Genomic DNA, 14042 nt, shown 5'->3' with positions numbered 1-14042 from the left:
TAGTGCGGCATATCGCCGCTTTCAGTCACGGTGTTATATCGCTGAATTTCCTTCGCGATCTGGCGTGCACGATCTTCTCCCTCTTCGAGACTGCAAAGACTATGCCATCTGGCCGCCTTGCCCGTCTTCGGATTGACCATTTCCTCAGCCGAGAAAAGATAAAAGCGTTTGCGCTTTTGGTAAATGCGCGTTGTGCTCAGTGAGCGCCAGCTTGAACGACGGCGGTTCATGCGGCAGCCTTAAGCCTGACTTTTGGTCTGGCGGCAGGCCGCTTCTGTAACAAGCCGCATTTCGCTTTAATCAGGTCTTGATAGACTTGTTGGGTAATGATGGGGCCGTGACGGTCAACAGGTAATGACACTCCAAAGTAGCGTGCAAACCAAGCAGCCTGTGCATGCTTGCGTATTAACCCTGTAATTTCAGCCAGTTCTTGACGAGATAAGCGCATCATTGCTGCATTCCCTATTGATACGTGGTCAAAAGCCACACAAGAACCGGCACATTGCCGTTGAGTGATGGATTACCTTCCTGAAACATCCTGCTCAGCGCCTTTATTGAATGCGTAACGATTGGTTTCTCACCAACCGCGCGCCCGGTACATCGGTACCGGCTTCCAGCGCTTCCTTGATGGCTTTCTTATCCGGCGCGGGCGGCGGCGGTTCGGGCTGGCGCATGAATTGCGCTGGAATCTGCCGCACGTCCTCGATCTGGACGGCGGGCGGGTTGGTGCGAATCGCAATGTTGAAATACGGACATTCCACCTTCTGAAGCCCCGCGTGTTGATTTCAGTGGAAAGCAGCCCCCTTTGGAGAAGCAAGTACAGCCGAAAAAAGCCCCCTCTGAATCACGTATTTACCCTCGCGATTTTGATACATTCGCGAGGGGGTGATGAAGAGATGTATATTGTGGAAACCCTTGCAAAGAATCGGCGTCTGTATCCCGGAGAGGGCAAAGGATGTAAAACGATTGGGCGGGAATTGAAGAGATCGAAGGCGAGCGTCAAGAAGCGCATACGTGGGAAAGAGACAAGCCAGCGCTATAAGCGGCGCCAAGCGGTTGATCCGGTGCTGGAAGCGGACCGGGGCTGGCTGTTGAGCACACTGGAAGCGGACAGGAAAGCGCCTGTGTCCTACAGGCAGACGGCCCGCAAGTTGTAGGAACGAGGTGAAGCGGGCTTTACAGGCGCTGATACGCCCGTCCGCGCCTGTGTTCGGAAGTGGACGCACGAGTCAGACTCAGGCAAGCCTCGAAAAGCCTTCGTACCGCACATGGTGCCGGTGAATCCGTTTCAATGGGAGGGGAGCGAAGAAGCCATCCAGTGAGCTGGAGAGTGGGTCAAGCTCAAGATTGCCCATTTTCATCTGTGCTACAGCGGTCTATTTTTCCGGGTGGCCTATCGGAACGCGCCGTTGGAAATGCGGAGGGAGGCCCTGATCCAGCCTTCCAGTTGTTCAATGGAATGGGCGCGAACGGGATGGACGACCATCCCCAAACGGTCGTCTGGAAGCGCCTGTCAGGCCAGAGTCGGGAATTCAACCGCCGCTTCCTGGAATGGGCCCGTCACGACGTTTTGACCCCGATTGCCCGCACACCCCCTGCCCCTCATGAGAAAGGGGCGGTTGAAAGGCAGGTCAGGACAGCCCGCCCTCACTTTTTTCCCCACGGCCTCAGTTGGGCCAAGCGTACTCAGCACGTGCATTTCAAAACCAGGACCGTCTGGCAGGCCGATCCGGAAGAAAAGCCCCGTGGATTCGCTGATCGATCCCCTTTTGACTCTGACAAGCTGCCCCCCCGTCGTCACGCCCCCCCGCCTGATCTGTTCTGACCCCCACCGATACCGCGTGGACTGCGCCTTGTCACTGAACGGGTCGAAATCAGGGTCTACGCCCACCGGCTTGTCGTGCGATGTCAGGGAGAAGGGGAGGGGTAAGCATGAGCCAGACACGCTACGAGGGGCTTCATGACCTTCCAGCGCTGAAATACAAGCCCGGCGCCCCCTTCAAGCATTGGAAAAAGCCGCCTGCACTGGCCGCCCTGGAAAAACCACTGAGCGCTCATCCGGATGCGCCCAGCCACTCATCCAGGTTTTATGGGCCAGACCGGAGCACGGCCTGGACCCGGTCGAGCTCGCTTGTGCGGATGCGCTCAGACCAGGCGCCTGCAATGCTTCAGTCTCATTGACCGCCTCAACACCAGCTCACACCCCCCTGCGATGCTTCCGGGCGACCCCTGCCGATCCCCCCACAGGCGATTGCAGGAGCGACCACCAGGCGCTTTTACCAGCAGGACAGGCCCCTGTTGCATGACACATCGCCGCACAATGGCCAGCACTTGGCTATACCGGCATGGGGCCATCCTTCGAGGAATACAGGCCCTTGCCTCCTGAACGCCGCCGATTCGTCCCAGAGGTCCGGAGGGCCATTCAGCTGCGAAGTCGCTTACCGCCAAAGCCGCTCTTTCGCGTACCGGATGCAGCGGGCTCAGCGCCCCCCTCTCCACTCCCTCGAGGAGTGCGAGGGTGCCGGCTTGCCGATCAACCTCACACGATTTGAACAGGCAAAACCACTGAAATTGGTAGGCCACTGTGAAAATGGGCTCATCGTAGGCGGCTCCGGCAAATCTCACCTGGCTCCGGAACTCCCCTATCGCGCCTTGCAACATCGCTCCCTCAGTCCGCGGCTTCAAGTCCGTGAACCTCGCTAGCGCCTGACTCAAGGCGCTCGCCCACACCTTTACAAGCCGCCGGATGAACCCACTGCTCTACTCCCTTTTCATCGGGATCAACGAGATGGGCTACGTGCCCATCGATCCCAAAGCCAGACCCCCTGCTTTTTGAATGGCTGTCCAACCTCATGAAAAAGGGTCAGTCTGGAGTGAACCCCTGGAACTGGACAGCTTGAGCTATGAAAATTGACCCACTTGCCGAGCACGTTTTACTTCAAATGGATGGGGAGATAAATAGCCTAGAGCTGAGTGTAAGCGCTTGGTATTGTAGACCTCCTCAATAAATATCGGTCGCCGCGCTGCTACATCTGAAAAGGATTCATAGCCGGCTAAATAGACTTCCTCAACCTTGAGCGTTTTCATCAAGCTTTCTGCTTGCGCATTGTCGTAGGGGTTGGCAACTGAGCTCATAGAGCCCATCAGACCGTATTCATGCAGGGCACGGCGATATTCTGCGCTCGCCTATTGACAGCCTCGGTCGCTATGATGAATACAGGTGCCTGGCACAGGTCGACGTTGAATGCCCGCCGCTTTCAGGGCAGCCAGCGTGAGCTGGGTATCGATCTGTCGCCCGAGGGCATATCCGATGACCTTGCGGCTACAGGCATCCAGAATCACCGCCAAATAGACAACCCCCCTTTCTGCGGTGCAGATTGGGAAACACCGGCCCGTCATGCTGACGATCTGTGGTACGAACGAACCGGCGTTTAGGTTGGATCCCCAAACCGGGTTGCCTCATGATTCGGGCGACCCGCTTGTGATGGATACCATAGCCCTGTGCTTGCAGGGCGCAGGTCACACGGCGATACCCGTCACCGGAGAGTGCGTCCTGAATGCACCCGATCCGCTCAAGGAGTCGTGCGTCGCTCAAGCAGGGGGAAGAGGGGGTGCCTGCACGATCATAAAAAGTGCTACGGGGAAGTTGGATCATCTGACACCCCCGTTGGACCCCGCAGGCAGTGGGCCGCTGATGATAGATGAGGGCTCGTTGCTGCTTTCGGGTCGCAGCCGTGGCATTTTTTTAAGCAAGTCGATCTCCATTGTGAGTGGACCGACCTTGCGCTCGAATGCTGCAATTTGGGCTCCGTATTCCGAGATCGTCGTGGCGGCTGCTTCCTCGACGTTCAGCTCGCCACGATCATATTGGCTTAGCCACAACTGAATCAGGTTGGCTAAAATTTGATAAGTACGCTTGGCTTCGCGCCGTCCGATCTTGCCGTTCCGAATATCCGCGCACAGTGGCCACTTGAATTGTGGACTGTGCCGACGATACAGACTTCTTGTTGACATCGTGCTGTGCCTCTGAAAAGGACCTAGCAAGCGTATCAATTTTTCTCCTCTAAGCTGTCCAGTCTCAGGGGTTCACTCCACTAGGGGGTCATTTTTCAACTGAACTTTACAGGGCGTAGCCCCGTAGACGGTTTAGGAAGAGCAGGCAGAAGCGCTCACTGACACTGTGCGAGCCTCGCATGAGGCGGCAGCACTGGCGACTAAACAAGATGTCGCTGCCTTGGAGCAACGTGTAGATTCCAAGTTCGACCTTTTACGTAATGAAATAAGAGATTTGCGCAAGGACAATGAATTGCTGCGCAAGGGCGTGGAGGCTAGATTTGAGGTTCTGCGCGCTGAGATGGCGGCCATTAAATGGGGACTTGGGATTATCGGCGCAGGCATCGTTGCGATACTGGTCAAAACGTTCTTCTGATTCGTCTTCTTTCTCCCTTCCCACTTCCCGATGGATGCTATTCGCATGTTGAGGCGTGCGGATAATCCCATGCGGTCAGCGTAAAACCTTGCGGATCGGTCATTAGGCGGGCCGGCGCGCCAATCGGTAAAGTGACCCGCTGACTGCCATGCCCGAATGGCAGGCCCGTCACGATAGGGATGCCGATCACAGTGCGTAACTGTTCAATCATTGCCGCAAGATCGTATCCGTTATCCGCTTCGCTCAGGCGGAATTCATTAAAATCGCCGAGCACAAGCGCTTGCTGGCGCGCGAGTGTGCCGGCAAGATGCAGTTGATACAGCATACGTTCAATCCGGTATGGATGCTCGCCGACATCTTCGGTAAACAGGATTCCGCCGTCGATTTCCGGCAAATAAGGCGTGCCAGTGAGCGACGCGAGAATGGCGAGATTGCCCCCCCATAAGGGTCCGCTGACGTGAACCGGTTGCGTCTGTGGTCTATTGCAACGCACCGTAATATGCGGGTGGTCAAGCGCGCGCTGGAAATGGCGCAGCGTCAATGCGTCCGGACATTCAGCGCCGAAATCGCTGCATAACATTGGCCCGGCGAAAGTGATCAATGAGGCCTGTGCGAGCAGTGCCATTTGAATTGCGGTGAAATCGCTATAGCCGATGAACATACTGGGCGTTCCCGCGAAACGTCGCCGCAAGCCCCCGTAATCCAGCTTTGGCAAAATGCGCGTGGCGCCATAACCACCGCGCACCGCAAGCACGATATCGGGCCGCGCGCGATCCGGACTCGCCAGCCGGTTCAAATCGGCTGCCCGCTCGTCGTCGGTGCCCGCAAAACGCTGGTAACGCCGCTGCACTGCATGGGTATTATCAATTTGGCACCCGCGCGCGCGCAGCCATCGCAGTCCGCGCGCAAGCGCCTCTTGATTCCTTGGATAACCGGATGGAGCAACGAGTGAAACGATACAGGGTGTCTCTATCATGAATGGGATGATGTATTTAAGTGTGGCCTTATTCGCTTATTTGATCGGGTCGGCGCCATTTGCGCTTGTGGTCAGCAAAGCAATGAAGCTGGCCGACCCGCGCAGCTATGGTTCCGGAAATCCGGGCGCGACCAATGTACTACGCAGCGGCAGCCTGCGCGCCGCCGCGCTCACATTCGCCGGCGATGCCGGCAAGGGAGGGCTGGCGGTATGGGTCGCCGCCTGCGCGCTCAGACGATTTGGAGCATCCTCTGGATTGGGCAATGAAGTCATTGCGCTTGCAGCGCTCAGCGTCTTTATGGGTCATGTATGGCCGGTTTTTTTCCGGTTCAGGGGCGGCCGGGGCGTGTCAACCGCAGCCGGCATTCTGTTCGCCATTCATCCAGCGCTCGGCGCGGCCAGCGCGGCGACCTGGTGCATCATCGCATTTTTCTTTCGCTATTCATCGCTCGCGGCGCTTGTCACAGCGGTATTTGCGCCCCTTTACCAAATGTTGATCTTTGGTCCGAATATCCTCTCGGCAGCGCTGATCATCATCAGCGGCATACTGGTCTTCCGGCACCGCTCAAATATTCATCATCTGTGTTGCGGCACTGAACCCAGAATCGGACAAAAAGCGGATGAGTAAGGCACTGGAACAAATCGCAACGCTCAAATCGCACGGATTTGTCGTGATACGCGCGCTGGCGGATGCGGCGCGCTGCGCCGAAATCAGGCGCGCCGCGCGCGCGCAGTTGCTTGCCAAGGCCGCGCCCCTTGAATACGAGGCGGATTTACATTATCCCGGCGCGCCCGCTTCACGGCGGGCGGGGGGCGGCGAAACCGTGCGCCGCCTGCTCAATGCCTATGACCGGGATCGCGTATTCCGCTGCTGGGCCGCATGGCCGAGTATTGTCGATTGGATGCAGATGTACTTTGGCGAGCCGGTCATGCTCACAAAAGCCCACCACAATTGCATTATGACAAAGCATCCGGTGTATGGCAGCTTAACGGGCTGGCATCGGGACGCGCGTTACTGGTCATTTAAGCGCAACAATCTGATCTCGGCGTGGCTCGCGCTTGAGTCCGAAACCGTTCGCAACGGCGCGCTGCGCTTTGTGCCTGGTTCGCATCGAATCGCGCTGCCCTCCGATTGTTTTGATCACGCCCAATTCTTCCACGCTCGCCCGGAACATCATCCAGAGATGGCGGCGCTGCTTCAAACCGCTGTCTTGCCTGCGCTGGGCGCGGGCGATGCGGTTTTCTTTCACTGCAATACTTTGCATGCGGCTGGCGCGAATTTCAGCAATAAAATCAAATACTCTCTGGCGTTCGCTTATCACGGCAGCAGCAATCCGCCTTTACCGGGCTCGCGTTCCGCTTCAATGCCTGAAGTGGCGCTCACGCCGTCAAATGACGCGCCATGCTGTGCTCAAGATCGGCGCGCAGATCATTTTCCTCTTCCAGACCGATAAAAAAGCGCACCAGCGCGCCGCGGTGCGGCCAGGTATTGCGTTCCGCCGAGAGTTCATAAGGCGCGACAAGACTATGCGCGCCTCCCCAACTGAAGCCGATCTTGAAAAGCGTCAAGCCTTCGATAAAAGCGTCGGTTTGCGCCTGTGTGAAGGCGGCGTTGAAAACCACTGAAAACAGTCCGCCCGAACCGCTGAAATCGCGCTTCCAGTGCGCGTGTCCGCCGCAATCCGGCAGCGCTGGATGCAGCACTTTCTCTATTTCGGAGCGCATTTTCAGCCAGTGCGCAATCGCCAGCGCGCTGCGCCCATGCGCGGCATAACGCAGCGCGGTGCTGGGCAGATTGCGTAATACGAGCGCGCAATCGTCGGCGGACACATTAAACCCAAGCATCATGCGCGCGCGTTTCAGTTTCAGATGCAGATCGTAATCGCGCGTAATGGTGACGCCCATTAACACATCGCTGCCGCCCGATGGATATTTTGTCAGCGCCTGCATGGAAATATCGCATCCATGATCGAACGGTTTGAAGGCAACGCCGGCGGACCAGGTATTATCCAGCGCGGTATGGACGCCATGCGCGCGCGCTGCGCTTGTGATTGCGCGCACATCGGGGACTTCCATTGTCACTGAGCCGGGCGCTTCGATCCAAATCAGGCGCGTGTTCGGCTGAATCAGCCGCGCGATATCCGCGCCCATCAGTGGATCATAATAGCGCGCCGAAATGCCGAATTTCCGGAGCCAGTCGCCGTGTTCGCGGCTGGGGCCGTATACATTGTCCGGTATTAATACATCGTCTCCTTGCTGGAGCAGACCGAGACTGATATTCACAATCGCGGCGAGGCCGGAGGGTTGTAATAATGCGTGGTCGCCGCCTTCAAGCGCCGCAAGTCTTGCCCCCAGCGTTCTGGAAACCGGCGTTCCGTGTATGCCATACGACCATTGCGCAGGCTTGCGCCAATCCACCGCGCGTAATGAGGCGGTGCTTGGATGCACGACGGTCGCCGCGCGCGTGACCGGCGCGGCCAGCGCGTCCCAGCCTGCGAGCATATCTTCGCGCGGATGGAGAATTTCAGTTTGTACAGAGCGCTTTGCAGAGGATGAAGAAGGAAAATCGGACACTGGGCGTCTCGCTGAATGGATCGGATGGACATCAATGGGCCTGTGGCGCAAGTGTAATATTTTTCATGTTTTGAACAAATGGGTTTAAAAATCACCAGAGTGCGCCATGCAGATTACGCTCAAGAACGAACAGGATATCGCCCGGATGCGAATCGCCGGACAGCTCGCCAGCGAAGTGCTCGATTACATTGCGCCCTTTGTGCGCGCGGGCGTCACCACCGCTGAGCTAGACCGCTTGTGTCATGTATATATGCGGGAACAACAACAGACCATTCCAGCGCCGCTGAATTACCAGCCGTCCGGTTATCCGCCGTATCCCAAAGCCACCTGCATTTCAGTCAACGATGTGATTTGTCATGGCATCCCAGGCGATAAGAAGCTGAAAAATGGTGATATTCTCAATATCGATATTACAGTGATCAAGAATGGTTATTTTGGCGATACCAGCCGGATGTTTATCGTCGGCGAGGGTTCTATTCTGGCCAAGCGCTTAGTGAACACAACCTATGAATGTATGTGGCTCGGCATTCATCAGGTGCGGCCCGGCGCGCGGCTTGGAGATATCGGCCATGCCATTGCGCAGCGTGCGCATGCGCACGGCTACAGTGTTGTGCGCGAATATTGCGGACATGGCATTGGCACCGTTTTCCACGAAGCGCCGCAAGTACTGCATTACGGCCGTCCGGGTACCGGTCTTGAGCTCAAGGCCGGCATGATCTTTACGATTGAGCCAATGATTAATGCAGGCGGTCATGAAACGCGCACGATGTCTGACCGGTGGACAGTCAAAACACGGGATCGCAGCTTGTCCGCGCAGTGGGAGCATACGGTATTGGTGACGCCGTCCGGATATGAAGTGCTTACCGTCTCAACGGGCTCTCCTCAGCCGCCTGCATTATTCCACAGCGTCTAAAGCATTTTTCAGTCGATTTTCCACTGGCGCGAGCGTGAAGACAGCTAAACTTGACTAATCTGCCTGCCTATTTATACTGTTTGAAGCTAGAAAAATATCAGAGTCCAACGCTTTAGAGCACGCTCATGCACAACTTTAAGCCGCTCATATCCACGCTGCATCTTCCGATCTATATGGACTATAGCGCGACGACGCCGGCCGATCCGCGCGTGGTCGAAAAAATGATCCCTTATTTGCAGGAGCAGTATGGCAATCCCGCCTCACGCAGCCATGCCTATGGCTGGGAAGCGGAGCGCGCAGTTGAAGAGGCGCGGGCGCACGTGGCTGCGCTGGTCAATTGCGATCCGCGCGAAATCATTTGGACATCGGGCGCTACTGAATCTGACAATCTCGCCTTAAAAGGCACCGCGCATTTTTATCAACGCAAAGGCAAGCACATTCTCACGTTGAAAACCGAACATAAGGCGGTGCTGGATACGTGCCGCGCGCTTGAACGGGAGGGTTTTGAGCTGAGTTATCTGGATGTGCTGGAAAATGGCCTGTTGGATATGGAAAAATTCAAACAGGCGCTGCGCGGCGACACGATTCTGGCCTCGGTGATGATGGTCAATAACGAGATTGGCGTGATTCAGGACATTGAGCAGCTGGGCGCGATCTGCCGCGATAAAGGCATTATTTTCCATGTTGACGCCGCTCAGGCGGCGGGCAAGATCAAGATTGATCTGAATGCGCTGAACGTTGATCTGATGTCTCTTTCTGCGCATAAGGTGTACGGCCCTAAAGGCATCGGCGCTTTGTACGCGCGGCGCAAACCGCGCGTGCGCCTTGAGGCGCAGATGCACGGTGGCGGCCATGAGCGGGGCATGCGTTCGGGCACCTTGGCAACGCACCAGATTGTCGGCATGGGCGAAGCGTTCCGCTTGGCGCGCGAGGAAATGGCGGTTGAAAACGTGCGCATCCGCGCGCTGCGCAATCGTTTATGGGCCGGATTGAAGGAAATTGAAGAAATTTATGTCAATGGCGATCTTGAGCATCGCGTGCCGCATCATCTGAACGTCAGCTTTAATTTTGTCGAAGGCGAATCTTTAATGATGGCGATCAAGGATGTTGCGGTATCCTCAGGTTCCGCCTGTACTTCGGCTTCGCTCGAACCTTCGTATGTGTTGCGCGCGCTGGGCCGAAACGACGAGCTGGCGCATAGTTCAATCCGTTTCTCAATAGGCCGTTTTACAACGGAACAGGAAATTGATTACGTAGTGGACCTGGTGAATCAGAAAATTGCCAGACTGCGCGATTTGTCTCCATTATGGGAGATGCACCGGGAGGGCATTGATTTAAATTCGGTGCAATGGGCGGCTCATTAAGAGTGTTTAAGGAGTAGACAATGGCATACAGTGAAAAAGTACTCGATCATTATGACAATCCGCGCAATGTCGGATCCTTTGATAAAGAGGCGGAGAATGTGGGGACCGGTATGGTTGGCGCGCCCGCGTGCGGCGATGTGATGAAACTTCAAATCCGGGTCGGCAAGAACGGGGTCATTGAAGATGCGCGGTTCAAAACATATGGCTGCGGTTCGGCGATTGCGTCCAGTTCCTTGGTGACGGAATTGATCAAGGGTAAAACGCTCAATCAGGCGCTTGCGATCAAGAACATGGATATCGTCAGCGAGCTCGCATTGCCGCCTGTCAAAATTCACTGCTCAATCTTGGCCGAAGACGCGATCAGGGCAGCGGTCGCGGATTATCAAAAGCGGCGTCAGGCCAGGCAGGAAAGACAGGGCGACGATGCAGATTCATCAGCGGCGGAACCGAAAGGGCCGACTGAAGGCGCGCAGCCAGTCGCTGCGCCCGCTGCTTGAGAATCGAATCCGGCTTGTGATCAAGCTCGTTATCATATATACGATATATACGGAAATGGCCATTATGCTGACCGAAGAAGCGGCGCAGCGCGCGCAAAAATATTTATTGCGGCGCGGCAAAGGCTTGGGAATACGTTTAGGCGTGCGCACAACCGGATGCTCAGGATTGGCGTACACGCTTGAATACGCCGACGCGCTGGCGCCGGAAGATCAAGTGTTTGAAAGTCGTGGCGTCAAAATTGTCGTCGATCCGAAGAGTCTGGCGTGTCTGGACGGTACTGAACTGGACTTTGCGCGCGAAGGCTTAAAAGAAGGGTTTAAATTCAATAATCCGAACGCAAAAGATCCGTGCGGCTGCGGCGAATCGTTCCGCGTTTAGAGGCTTTTTCGGCGGCTTGCACGGCGTCACTTCGCGCTCGCGCCAGTGGCAAATCTACTGAAGAAAAGGCTCTAAAGGCTGATCTGGATGTCTTTGCCTGAAAATTATTTCAAACTGTTCAACCTGGCTGAGCAGTATCCATTGGATCAAAAGGCGCTGGATGCGGCTTATCACACTGTACTTGCACATACGCATCCGGACCATTTTGCGGCGGCGGGCGAAGCGCAGAAGCGCGCTGCATTGCAGTGGACGGCGCGCGCGAATGAGGCCTACCGGATTCTGAAAGACCCGCTGCAGCGCGCGGTGCATCTATTGCAGTTGCGCGGGATCGAATTTGAAGCTGAAAATAATACTGCGATAGATCGCGCCTTTTTAGTCCAGCAAATGGAATGGCGCGAGCATCTTGAGCAGGCGGCTGCTTCAAAAGACGCGCCAGCGCTCAAAACGCTTTTAAACGAACTGCGCGAAACTGCCCGGCGGCATATCGATATGCTGGGCAATCTGCTTGCATCCAAAGCGAATCAACAAGCGGCTGAAATCACGCGCCAATCGATGTTTATTCAACGGGTGCAGGATGAGACGCAAACGCAGTTGTATAGATTGAACGACACGACCATTTAAACATTCCAATGGCGCTACTCCAGATTTCAGAACCCGGCACGGCGCGCACTCCGCGCCAGCGGCGCTGCGCGGTTGGGATTGACCTTGGAACAACGCATTCGTTAATTGCAACGATTCGCAATGGCGCGCCCGAAGCGCTGCGGGATACGGACGATACGCCATTGTTGCCGTCGGTCGTGCGTTATTCTCCGGATGGACAAACGCGCGTCGGCTGCGTTGCGCAGGCGGATGCGCTGCGCGATCCCCAAAATACGATGATCTCCGTTAAACGTCTGATGGGCCGTAGCACAGCCGATCTTGACCCGAACGACGCGCATCTCGCCCCCTACGATCTGGTAGACCGGTCCGGCATGGTGCATATCCGCACAGTGGCTGGACTCAAAAATCCGGTCGAAATATCGGCTGAAATCTTATCGGCGCTACGTGCGCGCGCGCAGCGCGTACTGGACGAAATGCCAACGGACGCAGTGATTACTGTCCCCGCGTATTTTGACGATGCTCAGCGACAGGCAACCAAGGATGCAGCGCGGCTCGCAGGGCTGCATGTATTGCGGCTGCTCAATGAACCGACCGCGGCTGCAATTGCTTACGGCCTGGAGCAGGGTGCGCAAGGCCAATATGTGATATACGACCTGGGCGGCGGCACCTTTGATGTGTCGATCCTGCATTTAAGGCGCGGCGTTTTTGAAGTGCGCGCGACCGGCGGTGACACGGCGCTCGGCGGCGATGATGTAGATCGATGGTTATTTCAAGAGGTGAGTGCGAAAACGGGCATTGAAGTCCGCGCGCCGGAGGATATCCGGCGGTTATTTGACGCAGTGCGGCGTGCAAAAGAAAAATTGTCTGTTGACGATGAAGCGCAGATCGACCTCGTTTTGTCCAGCGGCGCGCGCTGCGCGGCGTCACTCAGCGAAGCTGAATTAGCCGGGCGTGTTCAGCCGCTGATTGCGCGCACATTGGATTTGACGCGACGCGCGCTGCGCGACGCGCAAATCAGCGTCCAGGAGGTGCAAGGCGTTGTCCTCGTCGGCGGCGCAACGCGAATGCGCGCAGTGCGGCGCGCAATTGAGGCATTTTTCAAACAGCCGCCGCTTGCGGGTATCGACCCGGATCAAGTCGTTGCGCTCGGCGCGGCGATTCAGGCCGACCGGCTCGCGGGCAATCCACGCGGCGCACAGGATGACTGGTTATTGCTGGATGTGATTCCGCTCTCGCTCGGCGTTGAAACGATGGGCGGGCTGGTCGAAAAAATCATCCCGCGCAATTCGACAATTCCAGTTGCGCGCGCGCAGGCGTTCACCACTTTTAAAGATGGCCAGACAGCGCTGGCGATTCACGTCGTGCAAGGCGAGCGCGAGCGCGTGACAGATTGCCGCTCGCTGGCGCGTTTTGAGCTGCGCGGTATACCACCGATGGCGGCAGGCGCGGCGCGGATTCGCGTCACGTATCAGGTGGACGCCGATGGTCTGCTCTCTGTTTCGGCGCGTGAAACGCACTCTGGCGTAGAAGCATCAATTTGCGTCAAACCTTCGTATGGATTGAGCGCTGATGAAATCACCCGGATGCTCGAAGAGAGCGTGCGCAGCGCGCGCATGGATCAAAATGAGCGCGCGGCGCGCGAGCTGCATATTGAAGCTGAACGCCTGATCGATGCCACTGAGACGGCGCTGGCCTGCGATGCGGAGCTATGCACAGAAGCGGAGCGTGAAAAAATAGAGGCCGCGCTGCGCGCTGCGCGGGCCGCAGTGGCGGATGTCAACGCAGAGCGGAACGCATTAAATACTGCGCTTGACGCTTTAAAAGGCGCCACCGATGCCTTTGCCGCGCGGCGGATGGATAAGCACATCCGGGCCGCGCTGGCCGGGCGTTCAGTAGACGATCTGACTTAAGGAGCAAGATGCCTCGACTGGTCGTACTCCCGCACGAAGACTTATGTCCGCAAGGCACAACGGTTCGCGCCAAACCCGGCCAGAGTATTTGCAGTGCGCTGCTCGAAAACGGCATTGAGATTGAGCATGCATGCGAACAGTCCTGCGCGTGCACAACCTGTCACGTGGTGGTGCGGGAAGGCTTTGACGCGCTTTCTGAAGCGGACGAAATTGAGGAGGATTTGCTCGATAGAGCCTGGGGACTTGAAGCGACTTCGCGTTTATCGTGCCAGGCAATCGTGCCGGACGATGAGCGGTTGAAAGTGGTCATCGAGATTCCGAAATATTCCATCAACCAGGTGAAAGAAAAATAAATCAGTCCCGCCCATGATTTTCCAGGATCTTCAACCAGAGGTTTTTC

At 56.6% G+C, this 14042-nt stretch carries 20 protein-coding genes and 1 pseudogene; 12 read left to right on the top strand and 9 right to left on the bottom strand.

The features are described 5' to 3' along the window. The 3 genes and pseudogenes from CAGGBEG34_RS06005 to CAGGBEG34_RS05995 form a co-directional block, all read right to left on the bottom strand. Positions 1–230, bottom strand: a 230-nt coding sequence (locus tag CAGGBEG34_RS06005) for a hypothetical protein (protein WP_042688218.1), incomplete at its 3' end; no start/stop codon positions are given. Next, positions 227–451, bottom strand: coding sequence for a DUF4224 domain-containing protein (locus CAGGBEG34_RS06000; protein ID WP_042688217.1), 225 nt, complete (start codon positions 449–451; stop codon positions 227–229). The genes CAGGBEG34_RS06005 and CAGGBEG34_RS06000, both read right to left, overlap by 4 nt. 100 nt (positions 452–551) lie before the next feature. After that, positions 552–770 (bottom strand): annotated as a pseudogene (locus CAGGBEG34_RS05995) (siphovirus Gp157 family protein); the annotation flags it as partial. A gap of 126 nt (positions 771–896) precedes the next feature. Here CAGGBEG34_RS05995 and CAGGBEG34_RS05990 point away from each other — a divergent pair. Next, a complete protein-coding gene (locus CAGGBEG34_RS05990; protein WP_042688216.1) occupies positions 897–1157 on the top strand; it encodes a hypothetical protein in 261 nt (86 codons plus the stop codon). 775 nt (positions 1158–1932) lie between these two features. Next, a complete protein-coding gene (locus tag CAGGBEG34_RS11050) occupies positions 1933–2181 on the top strand; it encodes a hypothetical protein (protein WP_158641792.1) in 249 nt (82 codons plus the stop codon). Positions 2182–2901: 720 nt separating this feature from the next. On the opposite strand, the gene CAGGBEG34_RS10665 is transcribed toward CAGGBEG34_RS11050, so the two are convergent. Genes CAGGBEG34_RS10665 through CAGGBEG34_RS05960 form a run of 4 tightly spaced genes read right to left on the bottom strand, consistent with a single transcriptional unit; the run spans position 2902 to position 4014 of the window. Further along, positions 2902–3135 carry an integrase core domain-containing protein gene (locus CAGGBEG34_RS10665; protein WP_042688212.1) on the bottom strand — a complete coding sequence of 78 codons (234 nt, stop codon included), beginning with the start codon at positions 3133–3135 and terminating at the stop codon, positions 2902–2904. 51 nt (positions 3136–3186) lie between these two features. Continuing rightward, entirely contained in the window at positions 3187–3399 is a 213-nt protein-coding gene (locus CAGGBEG34_RS12185; RefSeq protein WP_102033289.1) for a DDE-type integrase/transposase/recombinase, read from the bottom strand. Beyond that, entirely contained in the window at positions 3323–3655 is a 333-nt protein-coding gene (locus tag CAGGBEG34_RS12180) for an IS3 family transposase (RefSeq protein WP_102033288.1), read from the bottom strand. Before CAGGBEG34_RS12180 ends, CAGGBEG34_RS12185 begins: the two co-directional genes overlap by 77 nt. Then, positions 3652–4014 (bottom strand): hypothetical protein, encoded by a 363-nt coding sequence (locus tag CAGGBEG34_RS05960; RefSeq protein ID WP_042688210.1) that lies wholly within the window; start codon positions 4012–4014, stop codon positions 3652–3654. The genes CAGGBEG34_RS12180 and CAGGBEG34_RS05960 overlap by 4 nt, the downstream gene beginning before the upstream one ends. A gap of 220 nt (positions 4015–4234) precedes the next feature. Here CAGGBEG34_RS05960 and CAGGBEG34_RS05955 point away from each other — a divergent pair, with 220 nt between their 5' ends. Then, a complete protein-coding gene (locus CAGGBEG34_RS05955; protein ID WP_158641815.1) occupies positions 4235–4429 on the top strand; it encodes a hypothetical protein in 195 nt (64 codons plus the stop codon). A gap of 37 nt (positions 4430–4466) precedes the next feature. Here CAGGBEG34_RS05955 and ldcA read toward each other — a convergent pair whose 3' ends face one another. Continuing rightward, positions 4467–5405 (bottom strand): muramoyltetrapeptide carboxypeptidase, encoded by a 939-nt coding sequence (gene ldcA, locus CAGGBEG34_RS05950; RefSeq protein ID WP_006682889.1) that lies wholly within the window; start codon positions 5403–5405, stop codon positions 4467–4469. Between the two features lie 7 nt (positions 5406–5412). On the opposite strand from ldcA, the gene plsY reads away from it, so the two are divergent. Together plsY and CAGGBEG34_RS05940 are read left to right on the top strand one after the other, a co-directional pair. Next, complete coding sequence (gene plsY, locus CAGGBEG34_RS05945; protein WP_006682888.1) at positions 5413–6033, top strand: glycerol-3-phosphate 1-O-acyltransferase PlsY; 621 nt, start codon at positions 5413–5415, stop codon at positions 6031–6033. After that, on the top strand, positions 6026–6859 hold the full coding sequence (locus CAGGBEG34_RS05940; RefSeq protein ID WP_006682887.1) for a phytanoyl-CoA dioxygenase family protein: 834 nt from the start codon (positions 6026–6028) through the stop codon (positions 6857–6859). The genes plsY and CAGGBEG34_RS05940 overlap by 8 nt, the downstream gene beginning before the upstream one ends. Here the strand turns inward: CAGGBEG34_RS05940 and CAGGBEG34_RS05935 are convergent. Continuing rightward, positions 6786–7907 carry a cystathionine beta-lyase gene (locus CAGGBEG34_RS05935; protein WP_006682886.1) on the bottom strand — a complete coding sequence of 374 codons (1122 nt, stop codon included), beginning with the start codon at positions 7905–7907 and terminating at the stop codon, positions 6786–6788. The two genes, CAGGBEG34_RS05940 and CAGGBEG34_RS05935, sit on opposite strands and share 74 nt — an antisense overlap. A gap of 178 nt (positions 7908–8085) precedes the next feature. Here CAGGBEG34_RS05935 and map point away from each other — a divergent pair, with 178 nt between their 5' ends. From map to fdx, 7 genes are all read left to right on the top strand, one after another. Beyond that, positions 8086–8892 (top strand): type I methionyl aminopeptidase, encoded by an 807-nt coding sequence (map, locus tag CAGGBEG34_RS05930; RefSeq protein ID WP_006682885.1) that lies wholly within the window; start codon positions 8086–8088, stop codon positions 8890–8892. Between the two features lie 125 nt (positions 8893–9017). Continuing rightward, a complete protein-coding gene (locus tag CAGGBEG34_RS05925; protein ID WP_006682884.1) occupies positions 9018–10256 on the top strand; it encodes an IscS subfamily cysteine desulfurase in 1239 nt (412 codons plus the stop codon). Positions 10257–10276: 20 nt separating this feature from the next. Next, positions 10277–10753 (top strand): Fe-S cluster assembly scaffold IscU, encoded by a 477-nt coding sequence (gene iscU, locus CAGGBEG34_RS05920; RefSeq protein WP_006682883.1) that lies wholly within the window; start codon positions 10277–10279, stop codon positions 10751–10753. Between the two features lie 55 nt (positions 10754–10808). Then, positions 10809–11132 carry an iron-sulfur cluster assembly protein IscA gene (gene iscA / locus CAGGBEG34_RS05915; RefSeq protein ID WP_042688225.1) on the top strand — a complete coding sequence of 108 codons (324 nt, stop codon included), beginning with the start codon at positions 10809–10811 and terminating at the stop codon, positions 11130–11132. Positions 11133–11219: 87 nt separating this feature from the next. After that, positions 11220–11753: a Fe-S protein assembly co-chaperone HscB gene (hscB, locus tag CAGGBEG34_RS05910; protein WP_006682881.1), complete on the top strand. Its 534-nt coding sequence runs from the start codon at positions 11220–11222 to the stop codon at positions 11751–11753. Positions 11754–11761: 8 nt separating this feature from the next. After that, the gene (hscA, locus tag CAGGBEG34_RS05905; RefSeq protein WP_006682880.1) at positions 11762–13642 is read left to right on the top strand and encodes a Fe-S protein assembly chaperone HscA; all 1881 of its coding nucleotides are present in this window, start codon (positions 11762–11764) and stop codon (positions 13640–13642) included. Positions 13643–13650: 8 nt separating this feature from the next. Continuing rightward, positions 13651–13995 carry an ISC system 2Fe-2S type ferredoxin gene (gene fdx / locus CAGGBEG34_RS05900; protein ID WP_006682879.1) on the top strand — a complete coding sequence of 115 codons (345 nt, stop codon included), beginning with the start codon at positions 13651–13653 and terminating at the stop codon, positions 13993–13995. The last annotated feature ends 47 nt before the right edge of the window (positions 13996–14042 follow it).

This window comes from Candidatus Glomeribacter gigasporarum BEG34, assembly GCF_000227585.1.
Classification (GTDB): Bacteria; Pseudomonadota; Gammaproteobacteria; order Burkholderiales; family Burkholderiaceae; genus Glomeribacter; species Glomeribacter gigasporarum_B.
The sequence above is the reverse complement of the archived record's forward strand: the minus strand, read 5'-3'. Positions and strand labels throughout refer to the sequence as shown.